Annotated in this window: 13 protein-coding genes and 2 tRNA genes; 9 read left to right on the top strand and 6 right to left on the bottom strand. The window is 67.4% G+C overall.

Annotated features, from left to right (window positions below; genetic code table 11):
- Positions 1–30: 30 nt before the first annotated feature.
- The 4 genes from E3O19_RS16550 to E3O19_RS16535 form a co-directional block, all read right to left on the bottom strand.
- Entirely contained in the window at positions 31–1314 is a 1284-nt protein-coding gene (locus tag E3O19_RS16550) for an ABC transporter substrate-binding protein (RefSeq protein ID WP_198413938.1), read from the bottom strand.
- Positions 1315–1513: 199 nt separating this feature from the next.
- Positions 1514–4981 (bottom strand): hypothetical protein, encoded by a 3468-nt coding sequence (locus E3O19_RS16545; RefSeq protein WP_134569386.1) that lies wholly within the window; start codon positions 4979–4981, stop codon positions 1514–1516.
- Between the two features lie 157 nt (positions 4982–5138).
- Positions 5139–5819 (bottom strand): NAD(P)H-binding protein, encoded by a 681-nt coding sequence (locus E3O19_RS16540; RefSeq protein ID WP_134569385.1) that lies wholly within the window; start codon positions 5817–5819, stop codon positions 5139–5141.
- A gap of 113 nt (positions 5820–5932) precedes the next feature.
- Positions 5933–7702: an MDR family MFS transporter gene (locus tag E3O19_RS16535; protein WP_241981454.1), complete on the bottom strand. Its 1770-nt coding sequence runs from the start codon at positions 7700–7702 to the stop codon at positions 5933–5935.
- A 154-nt stretch (positions 7703–7856) separates the two neighbouring features.
- On the opposite strand from E3O19_RS16535, the gene E3O19_RS16530 reads away from it, so the two are divergent.
- The 3 genes from E3O19_RS16530 to E3O19_RS16520 all read left to right on the top strand — a co-directional run bounded on the left by E3O19_RS16530 (position 7857) and on the right by E3O19_RS16520 (position 10737).
- Positions 7857–8669, top strand: a complete 813-nt coding sequence (locus E3O19_RS16530; RefSeq protein WP_241981453.1) for a M15 family metallopeptidase — start codon at positions 7857–7859, stop codon at positions 8667–8669.
- Between the two features lie 147 nt (positions 8670–8816).
- On the top strand, positions 8817–9914 hold the full coding sequence (locus E3O19_RS16525) for an amidase domain-containing protein (RefSeq protein ID WP_166804604.1): 1098 nt from the start codon (positions 8817–8819) through the stop codon (positions 9912–9914).
- 97 nt (positions 9915–10011) lie between these two features.
- A complete protein-coding gene (locus E3O19_RS16520; RefSeq protein WP_166804603.1) occupies positions 10012–10737 on the top strand; it encodes an amidase domain-containing protein in 726 nt (241 codons plus the stop codon).
- 121 nt (positions 10738–10858) lie between these two features.
- Here the strand turns inward: E3O19_RS16520 and pgm are convergent, their stop codons facing one another.
- Entirely contained in the window at positions 10859–12475 is a 1617-nt protein-coding gene (gene pgm, locus E3O19_RS16515) for a phosphoglucomutase (alpha-D-glucose-1,6-bisphosphate-dependent) (RefSeq protein WP_134569382.1), read from the bottom strand.
- Positions 12476–12511: 36 nt separating this feature from the next.
- Between pgm and pheA the strand changes: the two genes are divergently transcribed.
- Positions 12512–13501, top strand: a complete 990-nt coding sequence (gene pheA, locus E3O19_RS16510; RefSeq protein WP_134569381.1) for a prephenate dehydratase — start codon at positions 12512–12514, stop codon at positions 13499–13501.
- A gap of 19 nt (positions 13502–13520) precedes the next feature.
- Here pheA and E3O19_RS16505 read toward each other — a convergent pair whose 3' ends face one another.
- Entirely contained in the window at positions 13521–14516 is a 996-nt protein-coding gene (locus E3O19_RS16505; protein ID WP_134569380.1) for a diacylglycerol/lipid kinase family protein, read from the bottom strand.
- Positions 14517–14565: 49 nt separating this feature from the next.
- Here E3O19_RS16505 and serS point away from each other — a divergent pair, with 49 nt between their 5' ends.
- The 5 genes from serS (at position 14566) to E3O19_RS16480 (ending at position 18377) form a co-directional block, all read left to right on the top strand.
- Positions 14566–15831 carry a serine--tRNA ligase gene (serS, locus tag E3O19_RS16500; RefSeq protein WP_134569379.1) on the top strand — a complete coding sequence of 422 codons (1266 nt, stop codon included), beginning with the start codon at positions 14566–14568 and terminating at the stop codon, positions 15829–15831.
- A complete protein-coding gene (locus tag E3O19_RS16495) occupies positions 15828–16667 on the top strand; it encodes an HAD family hydrolase (protein ID WP_241981452.1) in 840 nt (279 codons plus the stop codon). The genes serS and E3O19_RS16495 overlap by 4 nt, the downstream gene beginning before the upstream one ends.
- A 118-nt stretch (positions 16668–16785) precedes the next feature.
- Positions 16786–16870, top strand: a tRNA-Ser gene (locus tag E3O19_RS16490).
- A 41-nt stretch (positions 16871–16911) separates the two neighbouring features.
- Entirely contained in the window at positions 16912–18201 is a 1290-nt protein-coding gene (locus E3O19_RS16485; RefSeq protein ID WP_134569378.1) for an LCP family glycopolymer transferase, read from the top strand.
- Between the two features lie 85 nt (positions 18202–18286).
- Positions 18287–18377, top strand: a tRNA-Ser gene (locus E3O19_RS16480).
- Positions 18378–18533 lie beyond the last annotated feature (156 nt).

The raw sequence follows: 18533 nt of genomic DNA, 5'->3' as shown, positions 1-18533 counted from the left end.
CCACGCCCGACCACCGCCGGAATCGGCTGGTTAGCCGAGCGCCTTCACGTCGGCGACCCACTGGTTCCATGACTGGTCGGCGGACATCGTGCCGCTCTCGACGCGGGTGAGCGCCTGCTGCATCGCGTCGTTGATCGGGAAGTACTTGACACCCTTGAACGGCGTCACATCGATGGCCGCGGCACGGTTGGCCAGGATCTGGCCGGTCGGCGCGTTGTTGAAGAACGCGTTCGTCGATCCGAGGAGCTTGTCACTCGAGAGAGCGTCGACCTGGCTCGGGAAGGTGCCCTTTGAGGCGAACGCCTTGAGCTGCTGCTCAGGGGCGGTCAGCCACGCGGCGAGCTTCTTGGCTTCGGCCTGGTGCTTGGACTGGTTGGGAACGGTCAGGTACGAGCCGCCCCAGTTGCCGCCGCCACCGGGGAACGTGTCGGCGATGTCCCAGCCGGTGACACCCGCCGCGTTGCCGGAGATCACGCCGAGCATCCAGCCCGGGCAGAGCTGAGTGGCGAAGCCGTTGTTCTGGAAACTCTTGGTCCAGTCGTCGCTCCACTGTGCGAGGTGCGCGGACAGAGTGCTGCTGGCCGCGAGAACGCTCGTGTATGCCTTCTTCACTGCGGGGTTCTCGGTGGCGATGACGGTGCCGTCTTTTTTCTCATACGCGTTGGGAATCTGGTTGACGACGCCCTGCCAGGTTGCTCCGGCCGAGTCGAACCACGGTACGTTCGTGCCGGCGGCCTTGAACTTCGCTCCGGCGGCGTAGTAGCTGTCCCAGGTAGTGCCGAGGAGTTTGGCGACCTCGGCGCGATCGGTCGGCAGGCCGGCGGCCTTGAAGAGGTCGGAACGGTAACAGACGCCCTCCGGGCCGATGTCGGTTCCGTAGGCGATCAGGCGACCCGTGGCATCCGTGGCGGCCTTGGTCTTCCAGTCCAGCCAGCGACCCTTGACGTCGGCCGAGGACAGGTCGGCGAACTGGTCTGAGTACTGCAGGAGCTCCGGCAGCCAGTCGACCTCGATGGCCTCGACGTCGCTCAGGCCGCTGCCGGCGGCGAGCCGGGTGGTGAGGTTGTCACGGGCCTCGTTGGAGGTGGCCGCCTTCTTGTTGACGATGGTCACGTTCGGATTCGCGGCCTCGTACTCTTTGAAGAGGCTGTCGTAGCCGAATTCGTTGAACGTGGCGACGGTCAGTTTCACCTTCGCGTTCGTGGCCTGCTCCGAGCCGGCGCCGGCGGAACAGCCGGTCAGGATCAGTGCGAAGGCTGCTGCTCCGGCGACGGTTGTTGCGATTGTGCTGCGCGGGAAACGCTTCACGGTCACTCCCTTGTGTGCGTGCTGATGATGGGTGGATGCGAGTTCGCGCTCAATCGGTGAGAGCGCTCTCACGCTGGTGATGCTTACGATAGCGGCAGCACTGCCGGTTGTCAAGAGAGCGCTCTCAAGTGACTGGTGACGGTGTGGGCAGGTGAACCCGGGGCGCCGCCGACCGTCGGCACGCCGGGTTCCCGAGCGCCCGCTCTCAGGCTCCGGAGCCGTCCGGCACGCGAACCCTGAGCGACGCAATGCGGCCGTCGCGGCGAAAGACACCGGCACTCAGATCCGCGTCCAGGACGCCGTTCGCCCTCTGGGATTGAGTGCCGTCGGCGAGGTGCGCGACCACCTCGAGCGGGCCACCCCGGCGGAACACGACCGGGACCTGGCAGAAGGTGAACGCGAGCGCGCCCACAGGCAGCTCGATCGTCCTGGGCTGCCCGGAGACGTCCAGGTAGGCGAACGTTCCCGGCGCCGTCGTCCATTCGCCGGCACGCAGCAGGGTGGGGCGCACGACGATTCGACCTGCCTCGACGCGCAAGCCGAGCTCCCCGAGGCGGGTGAGCACCCCTTCCTTGACCTGTCCGGTCATTCCCGGCTGCCTCGCCCCCTGCCCCGCGGGCGTGTGCGAGTAAGGATCGGTCGGGAACGCACCGTACGTGAGGGGGTCCTTGCAGTAGCCGAGGCCTGTCCGCACGTCCTCGTAGGCATCGACCAGCCCGTGGATTGTGGCCTCCTCCGCCCCCTCGGCAACAGCCCGTTCGAGCGTCTCCTGCACCGCGAGCAGCAATTTCGACACCATATGCCAGTAGATGCTGCCGAGGCCCTCGTAGGCGAAGAATGTGCCCGAGCGCCCGGTGAACTCCGCATGTCGGAAGACATCTTCGAAGATCTCAAGGAGTCCTGCCCGGTCGCGCTCGACCAGGTCGTGCAGTGTCGGGTCGGCGCTCAGCCTGTCCAGTTCGTCCGCCACGCCCCCGGCGTTACGGATCTGTGCGGCGAAGTGCATGTCACCCTCCACATCCCGGACGATGATGCTGCGGTCCCCGGCCGCGATGAGGCGGTCAACGAGGGGGCAGCCGGCGGCACGCTCGGCACTGAAGGTGTTGCGGGCGAGAAAGGTCGGCAGATCCTTGTCGGGGTACAGGATGTAGCTGTGTTGGTCGGCGCGGTAGAGCCGGCTGGTGCGCAGGGCGCCCAGCAGGATGAGCGACTCCTGAGGACTGAGCAGCCCGGAGGACAGGATGGCGACCTGGCCCTCGAGCATTTCGGCGAGCCGCCGCACGCCGGCGTTCCCGTCGGCCAGGTCGAGCACGTTGTACGAGTGCACGAGTCCGTCGTCACGGCGGTTGGCGCGCAGGCCGGCGTCGACGAAGAGTAGTGCCAGGCCGAGCAACTCCGAGACGTCGCCGGCGGCGACCACTTCCCGGGCGCCGCTCTGCCCGGCGTACACCCGCCGGCGGTAGGCGGTCCCCGCCTGGCCCAGACCGTCCATGACGACCTTGCGGCGACGAGGGTCGAACCCGTCGGCCAGGGCGTCCGCGTGGCCCGCGAGCACGCCCTGCACCGCGGTCATTAGATCGGTCAGCTCCCTGCTGAGTTCGACGTCGACCGTGAGTAGTCCCTGCAGGAAGGCCAGGTAGCGGCGGAGGTAGGCGAGGGTGACCACCGAGAGGCCCCGGCCGACGAGGGCGTTGTTGGCATCATTCCACTCCGGGCGCTGGGTGGTCATCCAGATTCCGCCGTCGGGCACCAGGTTGACGAGCTTCGCAAGCAGCAGCAGCAGTACTTTTTCGGCCAGCGTCACCCTCACCAGGTCACCGTCGGCGCCGTGCACGAGACGGCCGTCCGAGCCCTCCGCGGCGACCCGCGCGATGATGGTGCGTTCCCGATCCTGATCGAAAGTGATCGTCTTGTATGGGTCTTCGAGGATCTGCGCGTATGGCGCGATCCGGTAGGGCACGTCGGCGTGGGTGAAGGACCTCCGGTTGACGAGCGCGTCAAGGCGCCCCGGGTGGAAACGGTGGGACGTTTCGAGCAACTTGAGCAGATAGATGATCTGGTGGTCGCTCCAGTAGCCGATATTGGACCACGGGTCCTCCGGCTCGGGGACCTCCCAGTCGATGCCCTCCCGGGAGATTCGGTACGGGTTGTAGCCGTCCGCGGTCGTCGCATCGAGGAAGATCGTGACCATCGACTCGACGTATTCGGGGAAGGACCAGGCCAGCGCCTCCCAGTTCTGGAAGATGTCACGCCAGTTGCCCTGGTATTCCAGTCGGCGTGCGCCGTTCTCATCCCGGAGAGTGATCGTGAACTGGTTCCACGGTCGGCTTGGGTCGCCATGCCGCCGGCTGAACGTGAGCGGCAGGTATTCCGTGCAGAGACGCCACAGGTCCACGTCTCCGGAGTCCTGTGCGATCGCCACGAGCTCATCTGCCCGCAGCCGCGCGGGCAGGGTCCCCAGCACCGAGGCGCAGCGCTGTGCGGTTGCGTGGCTCCGCTCTGCGACGAATGCCCGCACGTCTAGCGCCTCGACCGTATAGCCCTCGGCCGGGACGCCGCCGCGCATCGTGTTGAAGAGCACGTTGGCCGTGTGGTGCATCGTCGCGAGCTCATCGCCGCTGTACTGGGTGGCGTCGGTGGCCGCGAGGATCGTCTCGAGGTCGGACCGGGTGCCGGCGATGTCCGCCTCGAGCTCCGCGGCGAGAAGACCCGGGTTGCGCAGTTGTGCGCGGAGGCTGACGACATCCGCCGCATCCTGGTTGACGTCGGCGACGACCGACCACCGCTGCTCGCCGCCGACGGGCAGGGTGAACCGTGCGTGCACCAGGTACGCGCCGCGCTGGCCGCGGATGTCGGTCTCGGCGACGATGCCGCGGCCCCTGGCGAACGACGACACCTGTCCGATTGAGAGCAGGTGTTCTTCACCGGAGAGCCCGACCTGCCAGGCGATGTTGGCCTGCAGGGACTCGCTGGGTTCCGCGAGATCCGAGAGCGTCGCAGTGAGCGTCAGCAGGCCGAGGCCTGTCTGGACGTCGACCTCCGCGCGCTTGTAAGCGTCGAGGAGCACGCTCAGTTCGTTCTGCGTTTTCTTCCCCGCCCCGGCGGGCAGGATATTGACCAGTCCGTCGAGGAGGTCCAGGTTGAGGGGCTCGTCCGCAAGCGACGTCAGGACGCAGCCGCGCACGACGCCGAAGCGGGCACTCGTCTGCCAGGTCACTCGCAGGCGCAGGGCAAGATCCGGCCGGGTCTCCTCGAAGACGAGGGTCGTTCCCAGGCTGTCCTTGTACAGCGTGCGCTGTACGGCCAGATCGCCGGGTCGGAGCTCTGCGAATGGCTGCCAGTGGGCGATCGAACCGCCCTGAAGCCGCACGAGGACGACGCTCAGCCCTCCCGTGCGACCGGCGCTCTCCGTTACCTTGTCGTCCGTGTAATACGGGAACAGGGCTCGTTCAGCGTCCACTCGGCCGGCCGTCAGGCCTCCGGTGCTCGAGATGAAGAGCCAGACATCGCTCGCGCCGACGAGGGTCATGAAGAACGGCGGCATCTGGTCGTAGTCCGTGATGCGGTAGAACAGGCGTCCGTCGAGATCGACCGGGCCGCCTCCGACGATGCCCTCTGAGTTACCCGGCACGCTGCCCGCGACGGTGTGCAGGGCGATGGTCTCGATGGGCATGCGATCCTCCAGTGGACTGGCCGGCGGATGCGCCGGGTGAGTGCTCAATCCTCTCACCTGAGAGAGCGCTCTCACACTCAGCCTGCCACACCACGCCCGTTGGTTCAAGGGCCGCCCAGGCGTCCTAGGGCACCGGGCGGCCCCAGGTCGAACCCGGTTAGGCGAACGCCGCCACGGCCGCGGGGATCAAGTCTTCGCCCGAGACCAGATGCAGGATGCGGCGCTCGGCGCCGCCGCCGGTAATCAGTTCGGCCAGCACGGCCGCGACGTCTTCGCGGGGAACGGTCGCCCGATCCTCCGCGAGGCCGGGGCCGGCGGGGCTCAGGCGCACCCGGCCGGTTCCCGCGTCGTCCACCAGTCCGCCGGGGCGAACGATCGTCCAGGCCAGGGGGCGCCCGATGAGGTCCTCCTCGGCCGCCAGTTTGGCCTGAAGGTAGCCCAAGAAGTCAGCCGGGACGTCTTCGGGGATCCGGCCGTCGCGCACTTTCTCCGTGCCTGTCGAGGAGATCTGGATGATGCGGGCCACGCCGGCGGCCTCCGCGGCGTCGGCCAGGAGCACGGAGCCGCCGAGGTCCACGGCCTTCCTGCGCTCTTCACTCCCGCCCGCACCGGCACCCGCGGCGAAGACTGCGACGTCGGCGCCGGAGAGCAGGGCGGCCACCTCGGCCGTCGATGAGTCCTCCATGTCGATCACGACCGGCGTCGCCCCGTCGGCCGTGAGGTCGGCGCTCTGGCTGTCGCTACGAATCAGGCCTACGACCTCGTGCCCGTGCCGGGTCAACTCCCTGGTGAGGTGCCGAGCGATTTTTCCGTGTCCACCTGCAATAACAATACGCATCTGAAGGATAACGCCGGGGGCGCTTGGTTCATTCCCACCAGGCGGCGGATCCGACGGAGATCGACCTCGAGCGGTATGCCCGGAGCAGAACCTCCGTGGCATCGGCGCGAACGCTAATTGGCCTTGGCCGGGTCCGCGCGCGTGAACTCGTCGGAGTCGATTCCAGGTTCGATCAGGGCACCCATGGTGTCGGCAGCGCGCTGGGCATCCCTGGTGAGTTCGGCCTGCTCGGCGGCGTGCGCATCGGCCGCCTCCTGGAGCGCGGAGGTCTTCCGCAGCGGCGGTGCCTTGAGGAAGAAGCTCAGCAGGAACGCGATCAACACGACAACCAAGCTCACCCAGAACACGGTGAGGGCGGCGTCGTTGAAGCCGACGAGGAACGGCTGGGCCAGGCGAGGGTCAGCCGCCTTGAGGAAGGACGTGTCCCCGTCGAGGGCACCGCCGATGCCGCTCGGGTTCGCCAGCAGCCTGAGGATGCCCGCGTTCGCCGGATTCGCCTGGACGGCAGGGTCGGTTGCGGCGGCCTTGACGCCCGCCAGTAGCGTCTGGTCGCCGAAGGCCGATGCGAGGGTGTCCGGAATGCGGGTGAACAGCACCGAGAACAGCACGGCGGTGCCCAGGGTTCCACCGATCTGGCGGAAGAAGGTCGACGCGCTGGTTGCGACGCCGATGTCGCGGGGGCCGACCGAGTTCTGGCTGGCGATGGTGAGCGTCTGCATCAGCTGGCCGAGTCCAAGGCCGACCAGGAGCATCCCGATCATCATGAACCAGACCGGCTTGTCGGCGGTCGAGAAGGTGAAGAGCAGGAATCCGGCCGACATGAAGGCCGTTCCGACGGTCGGGAAGATCTTGTACCGGCCGGTTCGCGCGATGATCTGGCCGCTGACGATCGACGAGATCATCAGGCCGAGGATCATCGGCAGCATCATGAACCCGCTCTCGGTCGGGTTCGCACCGTCGACGAGCTGCAGGTAGAGCGGAACGGTCATCATGGCGCCGAACATGCCGAACCCGACGAAAACGCCGAGCACGGTGGCCATCGAGAACGTCGGCGACGTGAAGAGCTTGAGCGGGATGAGCGCGTCGTCGCCCATCATTCGCTCGGCCAGGATGAAGGCGACGATGCCGAATGCGCCGATCGCGTAGCAGGCAATCGAGGCCAGCGAACCCCAGCCCCAGGTGCGTCCCTGTTCGGCGACGAGCAGCAGCGGCACCGCGGCCAGCACGACGGTCACGGCGCCCCACCAGTCGATGCGCACCGGGCGCGTGAAGTGCGGGACGTGCAGGAACTTGAGCACAATCGCGAGCGCGACGATGCCGATGGGGATATTGATCAGGAAGACCCAGCGCCAGCCGGTGACGCCGAGGATCGTCGTCGCACCGGAGAGTACTCCGCCGATCAGCGGGCCGATCACGCTCGAGACGCCGAAGACGGCCAGGAAATAGCCCTGGTACTTCGCGCGTTCCCGGGGCGCGAGCATGTCGCCCATGATCGTGAGGGGGAGGGCCATCAGCCCGCCGGCGCCCAGGCCCTGGATCGCGCGGAACACGGCCAGCTCGTACATCGAGTTCGCCATGCCGGCCAGCAGGGAGCCGACGAGGAAGACCGTGATCGCGATCAGGAACAGCGGGCGGCGGCCGAAGATGTCACTGAGTTTGCCGTAGATCGGAGTGCTGATTGTCGACACGATGAGGTATGCGGTCGTCACCCAGGCCTGCAGGGCCATGCCGTCGAGGTCGTCGGCAATGGTGCGCATCGAGGTTCCGACGATGGTCTGGTCGAGTGCTGAGAGAAACATCCCGGCCATCAGGCCGAAAATGACAAAGAGGATCTGCCGATGGTTCATCAGCGGGGCGGCGGTGGCGGGGGCGGGAGTTTGCATCGTGTGCAAAGTTACACGACCGGCAATGAATCTTCAACCATCCTGCGGCCCGTCCGGAGAGGCCGATTCACCTCCCGGGACTATGCTCAGCGATGTGGGGCAAGAACAGCAACCAGGGGTGTCGCGGTCGGTGCGCAGGCGGCGCATTGTCGGGTTGACCCTTCTGGCCGTGCTGCTGGCCGGTGGCGCGCTCGTGATCGGCACGATCTCCGGCCGTGCGCCAACCTCCCTGGCCGGCGCTGTGACCAGGACCGGCCCGGCGACGGCCCCGCTGCCGATGCCCACTCCACAGCCCACTTCGACCGGGCCGGCGCGGCCTCCGCCGACGGGTTCGCAGCATCCGGCCGTCGTGCCCACCTTCAACCGGTCGGCCCGATCCATCGACGGCCCCACCAGCCTGTGGGTGGTCGTCGACAAGATCCTGCCGTTACAGCCGGCCGACTACACCCCACCCGACCTGGTCGAGGTGCCGGTACCGCACATCTGGAGTCCATTGCTGCGTGCGGAGGCGTCCAAAGCCGTCGTCGCGATGTTCGCCGCGTTCACGACCGAAAAGGGGCTGCAACTCCAGTCGCACAGTGCATACCGCAGCTACTCGACCCAGCTCGATGTCTACAACAAGGACGTTGCGGCCAACGGCCAGGCCTTCGCCGACACGAGTACGGCGCGCCCGGGAACGAGCGAGCACCAGACGGGACTGGCCATCGACATCAGCGCGCTGCCCGGGGATTGTTCGCTCGATCCCTGCTTCGGGACCACCGCGCACGGCCAGTGGCTGGCGCAGAACGCGTGGCGGTTCGGGTTCCTGCTGCGGTACCCGGCCGACAAGGTCCAGATCACGGGCTACGCCTACGAGCCATGGCACTTCCGGTATGTCGGGGTCGACCTGTCGACCGAAATGCACAACTCCGGCGTGACCACACTCGAGGAGTTCTTCGGCCTGCCGGCGGCACCCGGATACCACTGATCCAACGCCCGTGCATGGGTTTCGGATGCTGTGCACAGGCTTCTGCCATCCGGACGTGATTGGGTCTTGGGTCCCCTCAAGCTACCCAGAAACGATTTTGTGCGCCCCGAATCTCCCAGTGAAACCCGTATCCGTTCGCGCCACCGCGTGGAGAAGAAAGCACGACCGCGGCGCGTCCTGCTCGCCGGAAGCGCCGCGGCCGCCTGTGCCGCCGTCGCCATCTCGGTGGGCTTCGCCACCGGTGGCAACGCGCTCGGTGCCGGCGCACCTGCCCCCACCCGGACGGCGCCCCTAGCGGCGGCCCCCGCGGTGCCGGTCGAGCAACCGAAGCCTGTCGTGCACAGCAGCATCAGTGCTCCCGACGGGGCGTCTGTCGGCCCGGTAACCGGCGGCACGACCGTGACCGTGAGCGGTACCGACCTGGCCGGCGTGGCGAGCGTGAGTTTCGGCGGGAACCCCGGCGCCGTCGTCTCCGCCACCGAGACGACAGTAACCATCACCACCCCACCCGCCACAGACCTGGACACCGGACCCGTCGCGGTCGAACTCTTCGACCGAGCCGGCGCGACGATTCCGGTCGACGATGCCGGAACGGACACCCCGTCCGCCGACGTCCCTGCCGCCGCTTCCGCAGGGGCATCCGTCGCTTCGGTCCCCGTCACCGGTTCGGCCGCTCCCGCCGCACCGGTTCGGACCGCATCTGCGCCGGTGCCGGCCGCCGCGCCGGCCGCGAGCACAGGTGGCACGGCCCCGCTGACCTTCAACTACGTCCCAGACCCGCGAATCACCGCGCAGACAAGCTACGCGCTGGCCCACTGGGACGACTACAACACCGAAGAGTTCGGTTCCATCGGCAGCAACGACTGCGTCAACTTCACCAGCCAATCCCTCCTGGCCCGAGGCTGGACGATGGATGCCGACTGGTCCTTCGACACCAACAGTCTCCAGTACAGCCCGGCGTGGGCGAGTTCGACCGCATTCGCCGCTTACCTGGCCGCTCACCCGGAGCGGGCAACCCCACTCACGGACAAGCAGCGCAACCTTGTCAAGGTCGGCGACATCGTGCAATTCGACTGGGACGATTCCGGCGACCGCGACCACACCGGGATCGTGACCCGAGTCGAGAGGGGCGGGCGAACCGCTCGAATCTATTACGCAGGTCACACCTCGAATACCGACTACCAGTCGGTGGACGAATCCCTCCGCGACGGCGGTGGGACGGTCTCCTTCTGGAGCGTCAAGTAGCGTACGGAACCGGCTCGGACTCACAGGCGGCGCCGTGAAATTCCCTCGCAAGTGTGCTTATCTGGATGTATCCTTCCTCTACCGAATTGAGTCTTTTGTGTTGCTAACCCGGCGTTTCCGCATCGGCGTCGTCGTGCTGGTGCTCGGTGGCCTTGTCGCCGGAACGGCGGCTGTCGCCTCCCTCGGCGACGACGAACCCTCGTCCGCAGCCCGGGCCGAGGGTGCGCGAGACACCGTGGCCGGCAAGAGCTCGGCGTCGAAGGCCCCGACCGCCACGCCGCGTGCCGCCCCGGCCGACGCCGGCGCGCCGGTCGCGGTCGCCCAGCCGAAACCGACCCCGGCCACTCCAGGTGCCGAGGCGCAGGTGGCCTACTTGCTCGCGCACTGGACCAGCTACAACACGGCCGACTACGGCGTCGTCGCCGAGAACGACTGCGTCAACTTCACCAGCCAGTCCCTCATCCAGCGCGGCTGGGCAATGGACGACGCCTGGTGGTCGAAGGGCAAGGGCGGCTCGTTCACTCACTCGGCGGCCTGGATTAGCTCCACCGCCATGATGAGGTACCTCGCAAGCTCCGGCCGGGCAACCGAACTCACCGATGACCAGCGCGATGAGGTCAAGCTCGGCGACATCGCCCAGTTCGACTGGGACAATTCCGGCGACCGCGACCACACCGGCGTCGTCACCCGGATCGAAGGCTCAGGCGACAACGTCGAGATCTTTTACTCCGGCCACACCGACGACACCGACTACCGCTCGGTCGATTACGCGATCACCGAGAAGCACCCGGGCGCGACGGCATACTACTGGAGCATTCCCTAGCCACGACGTATCCGGGGTCTCCTGAGAAAGCGGAGGCCTTCGGCTGCCACCCGGGCGCGAAGCGCCCCCACAGCTCGACAGGCTCGACAGGCTCGACAGGCTCGACAGGCTCGACCTCCGCTCAGGCGATGGCCGCGTCCACGATCGCCTTTGCCTCGATCTGCACCTGGCGCAGGTGCTCCTCGCCCTTGAACGACTCGGCGTAGATTTTGTAGACGTCTTCGGTGCCGCTGGGCCGGGCCGCGAACCAGGCGTTCTCGGTGACGACCTTGACCCCGCCGATCGCCGCGCCGTTCCCGGGGGCGTGGCTGAGCTTGGCGATAATCTTCTCGCCGGCGAGTTCGGTGGCCGTGATCGCTTCACCGTCCAGCTTGCCGAGCTGGGTCTTCTGCGCCGGCGTTGCCGCGGCATCCACCCGGGCGTAGGCCGGCGCACCGAAATGCTCGGCCAGCTCGGCGTATCGCAGGCTCGGGGACTTGCCGGTCACGGCGAGGATCTCCGAGGCGAGCAGGGCGAGCAGGATACCGTCCTTGTCGGTGGTCCAGACGGTCCCGTCGAAGCGCACGAAGCTCGCACCGGCGCTCTCCTCGCCGCCGAACGCGACCGAGCCGTCGATCAGGCCGGGCACGAACCACTTGAACCCGACCGGGACCTCCCAGAGGTCCCGGCCGAGGAACCCGGCTACCCGGTCGATCATGGTCGACGAGACCAGTGTCTTGCCGATCTGGGCATCCGCGCGCCAGCCCTCGCGGTGGCTGTAGAGGTAGTCGATGGCCACGGCCAGGAAGTGGTTGGGGTTCATCAGGCCGGCGTCCGGCGTAACGATGCCGTGACGGTCGGCGTCCGCGTCGTTGCCGGTGAGGATGTCGTAGTCGTCCTTGTGGGCGAGCACGGATGCCATCGCGGACGGGCTTGACGGATCCATCCGGATCTTGCCATCCCAGTCCACGGTCATGAATCGCCAGGTCGGGTCGACCTTGGGGTTGACGACGGTCAGGTTGAGCTCGTACCGGTCACGGATCGCGCCCCAGTAGCCGACGCTGGCCCCGCCGAGCGGGTCGGCGCCGATCCGGATGCCGCTCGCCTTGATCGCGGCCATGTCGATGATGTTCTCGAGGTCGTCGACGTAGTGGCCGCGAAAGTCGTAGGTCTCGACCGCGCTCGGCTCGCTCATCTTCACGTCGTGCAGGCCGCCCGCGATGAGCTCGTTCGCCCGGTTCGCGATCCACGAGGTGGCGTCGCTGTCGGCCGGCCCGCCGTGCGGCGGGTTGTACTTGAAGCCGCCGTCGGAGGGCGGGTTGTGGCTCGGGGTGACCACGATCCCGTCGGCCTCGTCACTGTTCCCGGCGCGGTTGTAGGCGAGGATCGCGTGCGAGAGTGAGGGGGTGGGCACGTAGTCGTCGAACTCGTCGACGAGCACGCGCACGCCGTTTGCGACGAGCACCTCGAGCGCGGTCGTGTAGGCCGGGCCGCTCAGCGCGTGCGGGTCGGTGCCGATGAAGAGCGGCCCGGTGATGCCCTGCTGGGCGCGGTACTCAACGATCGCCTGGGTGGTCGCGATGATGTGGTCCTCGTTGAAGGCCGTGTTCAGCGAACTGCCCCGATGGCCCGAGGTGCCGAAGGCGACGCGCTGGGCTGGCACCGAGACATCCGGTTTCAGGTCGTAATACGCCTTCACCAGCGCGTCGACGTCGATCAGGTCAGATTCCTGGGCCGGGGTGCCCGCTTGTGCTGTCATGGGTCCCAGTCTTGCACTGCAAGTAGGCTGTGAGCCATGTCGGAGACGCGCAATGCCTGCTATAGCTTCCTCGGCCCGGCCGGCACGTTCACGGAAGCGGCCCTCGCCCAGGTGCCGGAGGCCCATGGGAAGGCGTGGCGCGCGGTCAACAATGTCGGCGAGGCCCTCGCCGACGTCGTCTCCGGGCGCAGCGTCGCGGCGATGATCGCCATCGAGAACTCGGTCGACGGTGGCGTGTCCGCCACCCAGGACGCCCTCGCGAGCGTGCCGAACCTGCGCATCATCGGCGAGTACCTCGTTCCGGTGAACTTCGTGCTTGTCGCCAGGCCGGGCACCGAACTCGCCGACGTGCGGGTCATCAACGCGCACCCCGTCGCCTACGCCCAGTGCCGTAACTGGCTCGAGGCCACACTGCCGCACCACGGCCACATCCCGGCGTCGAGCAACGTGACGGCCGCGTCAGCCCTCCTCGACGGCCACCAGGCGGATGCCGCGATCGCGCCGATCGGAATTGACAGGCGCTACAACCTGGCCGTGCTCGCGACCGGGATCGGAGACAATCCCCACGCACTCACCCGGTTCGTACTCGTCAGCCGGCGCACGTCAATTCCGCCCCGCACCGGCGCCGACAAGACCAGCGTGATCGTTGAGTTGCCGGAGGATCGCCCCGGATCGCTGCTGGACATGCTCGAACAATTCGCCACCCGGGGCGTCAACCTCAGCCTGATCCAGTCGCGTCCGATCGGGGATGCTATGGGGCGGTACCGGTTCGTGATCGACGCCGACGGCCACATCCAGGATGAACGCGTCGCCGACGCGCTGCTCGGCCTTCGCCGGTTCAGCCCGAAGGTGTTATTCCTTGGCTCGTATCCTCGAGCGGACAAGCGGCCGATCGAGTTCACCTCGCACTACGACGACGAAGTGTTCATCGGCGCGAGGGAATGGTTGAGGGACCTGGTCGGTGACGCCGGGGCCGACCGCGCCCCAACCAACCCTGCCCCGACCGCCGGTGAGGCGCAGGTCTGACCGGCGCCCCCAGCCGTGCTCAGGCGTCGGCCGGCATCCGCACCGTCAGCGCGCCAGGGTCGGCACGGAACGAGGCCGCACGCACCGTGCCGAACTCGTCCCCGTCGATCTCAAATTCCTGCGGCTGCTCGAGTACGATCCGGATGCCGGCGCCGCGCAGCGTCGTCATCACCCGTTCGTTGCTCGATTCGGTCCGATCGATGATCCTCCGGCCAGCGGCCGAACGGCGAAGCACCCCGTTCTCCCAGGTCACCCGGCGCCAGATCGTGAGCCAGCCGAGGAAGCCCTTCGGCTGCAGCACCGCGATGTCGAGGATGCCGTCGTCAACGCGGGCGTCCGGCAGGAATTGCATGTTCCCGGGCAGAAGGCCGCAGTTGGCGACCAGGATGGTGCTCACGTGCGCCGGCCGGTCGGTGCGTCCTTCCACGCTGTACCGGATCCGGAACGGCTTGGCTGTGGGGATGACCCGCGCGCCCGCGTCGACGTAGGCGAGCCAGCCCATCCGTTTCTTCAGGTCGGCACTGGTGCTGGCGATCATCCGGGCGTCCAGGCCGATCCCCGCCATCACGAGGAAGACATGCTCGACGGCGGCGCCTGACTCGGTCGTGACGCTCGCCACTCCGACGTCGACGGCCTTGTCGGTCCCGGTGAACGCGATCGTGGCCGACTCGTCGAGGCTCGACAGCGGCAGCCTCAGGTTGCGGGCCAGGAGATTCCCTGTGCCCGCAGGCACGATGGCCAGTGCGATCCCGGTGAGCCGGAGAACCTCTGCCACTGCGCGGACCGTGCCGTCTCCGCCGGCCGCAAGCACGACGGATGCGCCCTGATCCACGGCGAGCCGGGTCGCTTCGTAGCCCGGATCGGCCAGGGAAGTCGGGAACCAGAGGCTCTCGTCCCAGCCCGCGGCGGACGCGGCTCCGGCCACGCTCACCCGCAGTCTTGCCAGGTCGACCTTGATCGGGTTGTAGACGACGGCAGCGCGCAAAGCTCTTTCGGTCTGACCGGGAGTATTCACGGGGCAAGGCTAGCAAGGTGCCCCGGTGGGCGCTTGTAGACTGGCCAGCGTGATTGATCCTGTGCTGCTGCGAGAGAATCCCGACCTCATCAAGCGTTCCCAGGCGGCGCGCGGTGCGTCCGTCGAGGCGGTTGATCGTGCCCTCGAGGCCGACACCGAACGGAGGGCGTCGATCCGGGCCTTCGAGGACCTCCGCGCGTCGCAGAACCAGTTCGGCAAGCGGGTCGCGTCGGCCCCGGCCGCGGAGAAGAAGGCGCTCGTCGCCGAGGCCCAGGCCCTCGCGGCGCAGGTGAAGGTGGCCGGCGTTGCCGCGGGCGACGCGGAGACGGCGTTCACCTCCGTGGTACGCACAATCGCGAACCCGATCATCGACGGTGTCCCGGCCGGCGGGGAAGACAACTTCCTCACCCTTCGCACCCACGGCGAGATCCCCGTCTTCGACTTCGAGCCGCGCGACCACCTCGAACTCGGCGAACTCCTCGGCGCGATCGACATGGCCCGCGGCGCCAAGGTTTCCGGCTCGCGCTTCTACTTCCTCAAGGGAATCGGCGCCCGCCTGGAGATCGCGCTGATGAACATGGCCCTCGACCGTGCCCTCGCTGCCGGTTTCATCCCCCTGATCACCCCCACTCTTGTGCGGCCCGAGATCATGGACGGCACCGGCTTCCTCGGCGAACACGCCGATGAGATCTACTACCTGCCCGCTGACGAGCTCTACCTCACCGGAACGAGCGAGGTAGCACTGGCCGGTTACCACTCCGACGAGATCCTCGACCTGGCCGACGGGCCGCTCCGTTACGCCGGCTGGTCGACCTGCTACCGGCGGGAGGCCGGTTCGGGCGGCAAGGACACCCGCGGCATCATCCGGGTGCACCAGTTCAACAAGCTCGAGATGTTCACCTACGTGCTGCCCGAGAACGCCGAGACCGAGCACGAGCGCCTCGTGGCCCTGCAGGAGGACATGCTCCAGTCGCTCGGGCTGAGCTACCGGGTGATCGACGTTGCCGCCGGCGACCTTGGGTCGAGCGCGGCCCGCAAGTTCGACATCGAGGCGTGGGTGCCCACCCAGAACGCCTACCGCGAACTCACCAGCACGAGCAATTGCACCACCTACCAGGCCAGGCGCCTGGACATCCGTTACCGCACCAATTCCGGCAAGACGGCCCCCGTGGCCACCCTGAACGGAACCCTCGCGACCACACGCTGGATCGTCGCGATGCTGGAGACCCACCAGCAGGCGGACGGTTCGGTGCTCATCCCGGAGGCCCTGCGGCCCTGGCTGGGCGGTCTCACCGTGATCGAGCCCGCGCCGTGAGCCTCGATGCGGTGACCGTGACCAGCCCGGGCACGACGGATGCGCCCTGGCTGGTGGCCCTCGACATCGACGGCACGACCATGCACGAAGACGGGACGATCAGCGCGCGGGTGCTCGACCAGGTGCGGCGCCTCGACGCGGCCGGCCACGAGGTCATGCTCGCCACCGGACGTTCCGCCGCGACCACATTGCCCGTGCTCGATCGCCTCGAGATCGCTCCGCGCTTCGTCGTCTGCTCCAACGGAGCGATCACTCTGCATCGCGACCCCGATTCGCCCACCGGGTACCGGCGCGAGTGGGTCGAAACCTTCGACCCGACCGAGGTTCTCCTCTCGATCAGGTCCCACCTCGCCACCGCCCGTTACGCCGTCGAGGACGAGCACGGCTACTACCGCTACACCGAGCCGTTCCCGGACGCGACCATCGGGCTGGACAGTGAACACGTCGACTTCGACGACCTGCTTCGCCATGCCGCGACCAGGGTCGTGGTGATCTCGCCCGATCACGACATGGACGATTTCCTCCGGGTCGTCGACCGGATGGGGCTCAACCGGGTGAGCTATGCGATCGGCTGGACCGCCTGGCTGGACATTGCCCCCGACGGCGTCAACAAGGCCACCGCCATGGAACGGGTGCGCGCCGAGATCGGCATCCCCCGGGACCGGGTGATGGCGGTCGGCGACGGCCGCAACGACATCGAATTGCTGCAATGGGCGGCCGTCCACGGCCGCGGCGTGGCGATGGGGCAGGCGCCGGACGAGGTCATCGCCGCGGCCGGCGAGACCACCGGGGCCGTTCAGGATGACGGCCTCGCGTTCGTGCTGAGCAGCCTGTAGCCTCGCCGAGCCGCCGGCCAGCATGCCGCTGGCATTCTGGAGGGTGGGTCATCGGCTAGAATCGGTCGATATTCGCCTGTATTGATCGCGTGCTCTCTGCGCTGTCATGCAGCGAACGGGAGGGCTGTCCGAGCGGCCGATGGAGCCAGTCTTGAAAACTGGTGGGCAGAGATGTCTCGTGGGTTCGAATCCCACGCCCTCCGCACCTGGATGCCGCACTCCGGCACACGACGAAGGGATCAGAGTGAGCGACCAATTGCGCCCCCGCTCTAAACGGTCGCGGAAGCTCTCGACCTTCGCCAGGCACGGTCGGCTGAGCAGGTCCAACCCGGTCGTCACCGTGGTGAAGTTCCTCGCGGCGGCCATCGCCGTCGTGCTGGTCAGCGGCGTGTCCGTCGCCGCCCTCGCCACCTACGACGTCGCCGCGAGTGTGAAACCCAGCGTGCACCTGGCCAACGAGACGAAGGGCCCTGTTCCCCAGATCGGGGCGATCCCCGGCGGTGTGAACCTGCTTGTGGTCGGCAGCGACAGCCGAAAGGGACAGGACCCCGTTTTCGGAGCGGTGGATTCCACCGGCGACCTGAACGACGTCACGATGCTGCTGCACATCTCCGCCGATCACAGCAACGCGTCGGTGATCAGCTTTCCTCGCGACATGTTCGTGCCCATCCCGGCCTGCCCCGACCCGAAGGGTGGCACCTTCAATTCGATGAGCCGGCAGAAGATCAACACCACGCTTACCTACGGTGGCCTGGCCTGCACCGTGCTCACCGTGGAGAAACTGACCGGCCTGGACATCCCGTTCGCCGCCGAGGTGCAGTTCAGTGGGGTCATGGCCATGTCCACCGCGGTCGGCGGAGTACCGGTCTGCGTGGCCGAGGAGATCCAGGACGAGTACACCGGAACCTTCCTGACCCCGGGCATGCACACGCTCGAGGGCGTCGCAGCCCTGCAGTTCCTGCGCACCCGGCACGGCGTCGGGGACGGCAGTGACCTGACTCGGATCAACAACCAGCAGGTGTTCATGTCGGCGCTCGTGCGCACGATCAAGAGCGCCGACACCCTCTCCGACCCGCTCAAGGTGTATTCCCTGGCCAAGGCGGTGACGGCGAACATGAACCTGTCGGCGAGCCTGAACAATGTGTCGACACTCGCCTCAATCGCGGTGGCGCTCAAGGGCATCCCTCTGGACCAGGTCGTGTTCGTGCAGGTTCCCACCGGTGGCACCACGGGCGGCGTGGTTCCCCTGCAGTCGGACTTCGACGACCTGTTCACCGCCGTTGCCGCCGATCAGCCGCTCAAGCTGGGCGGCAGCACCGGTCGCGGCGCGACCCTGGACCCGACCGCAACACCGGCACCGTCGGCAACACCGGCACCGTCGGCACCGACGGATCCGGCGCCAACCGCGACGTCCGCCACCACGCCCGACCCTGCTGCGACGACACCGGGCGTCACCGTGCTCCCCAAGTCGGCGACCGGCCAGACGGCGGGGGAACTCACCTGCTCCGTCGGCCGCACCCTCGAAAACCAGTAGTGATCCGGGCGGCAGTCGCCCGTGTTAATCGGATGCCGTGAGTGAGGTTATGATTGCTGAGGTGTGTTTGTGTTGCAGGCACCGAGGAGACGTCGCATAGTACGGCTTAGTGCACCACCCTGCTAAGGTGGAGTACCCTTCACGGGGTACCGTGGGTTCAAATCCCACCGTCTCCGCACAATGGGTTGTTCCTGGAACTGGGTGAATTCGTTCCTAGAACTACCCCCAAAAAGAATGGCCTCCGAGATTTCGGAGGCCATTCCTTGTTTGCGGAGCTATTTTCCGTGTGCCGACGGGCGGTTTTGCCTTGGATGCCCTCGGGATTACGGGCG

Source organism: Cryobacterium algoritolerans (assembly GCF_004402785.1).
Classification (GTDB): domain Bacteria; phylum Actinomycetota; class Actinomycetes; order Actinomycetales; family Microbacteriaceae; genus Cryobacterium; species Cryobacterium algoritolerans.
The sequence above is the reverse complement of the archived record's forward strand: the minus strand, read 5'-3'. Positions and strand labels throughout refer to the sequence as shown.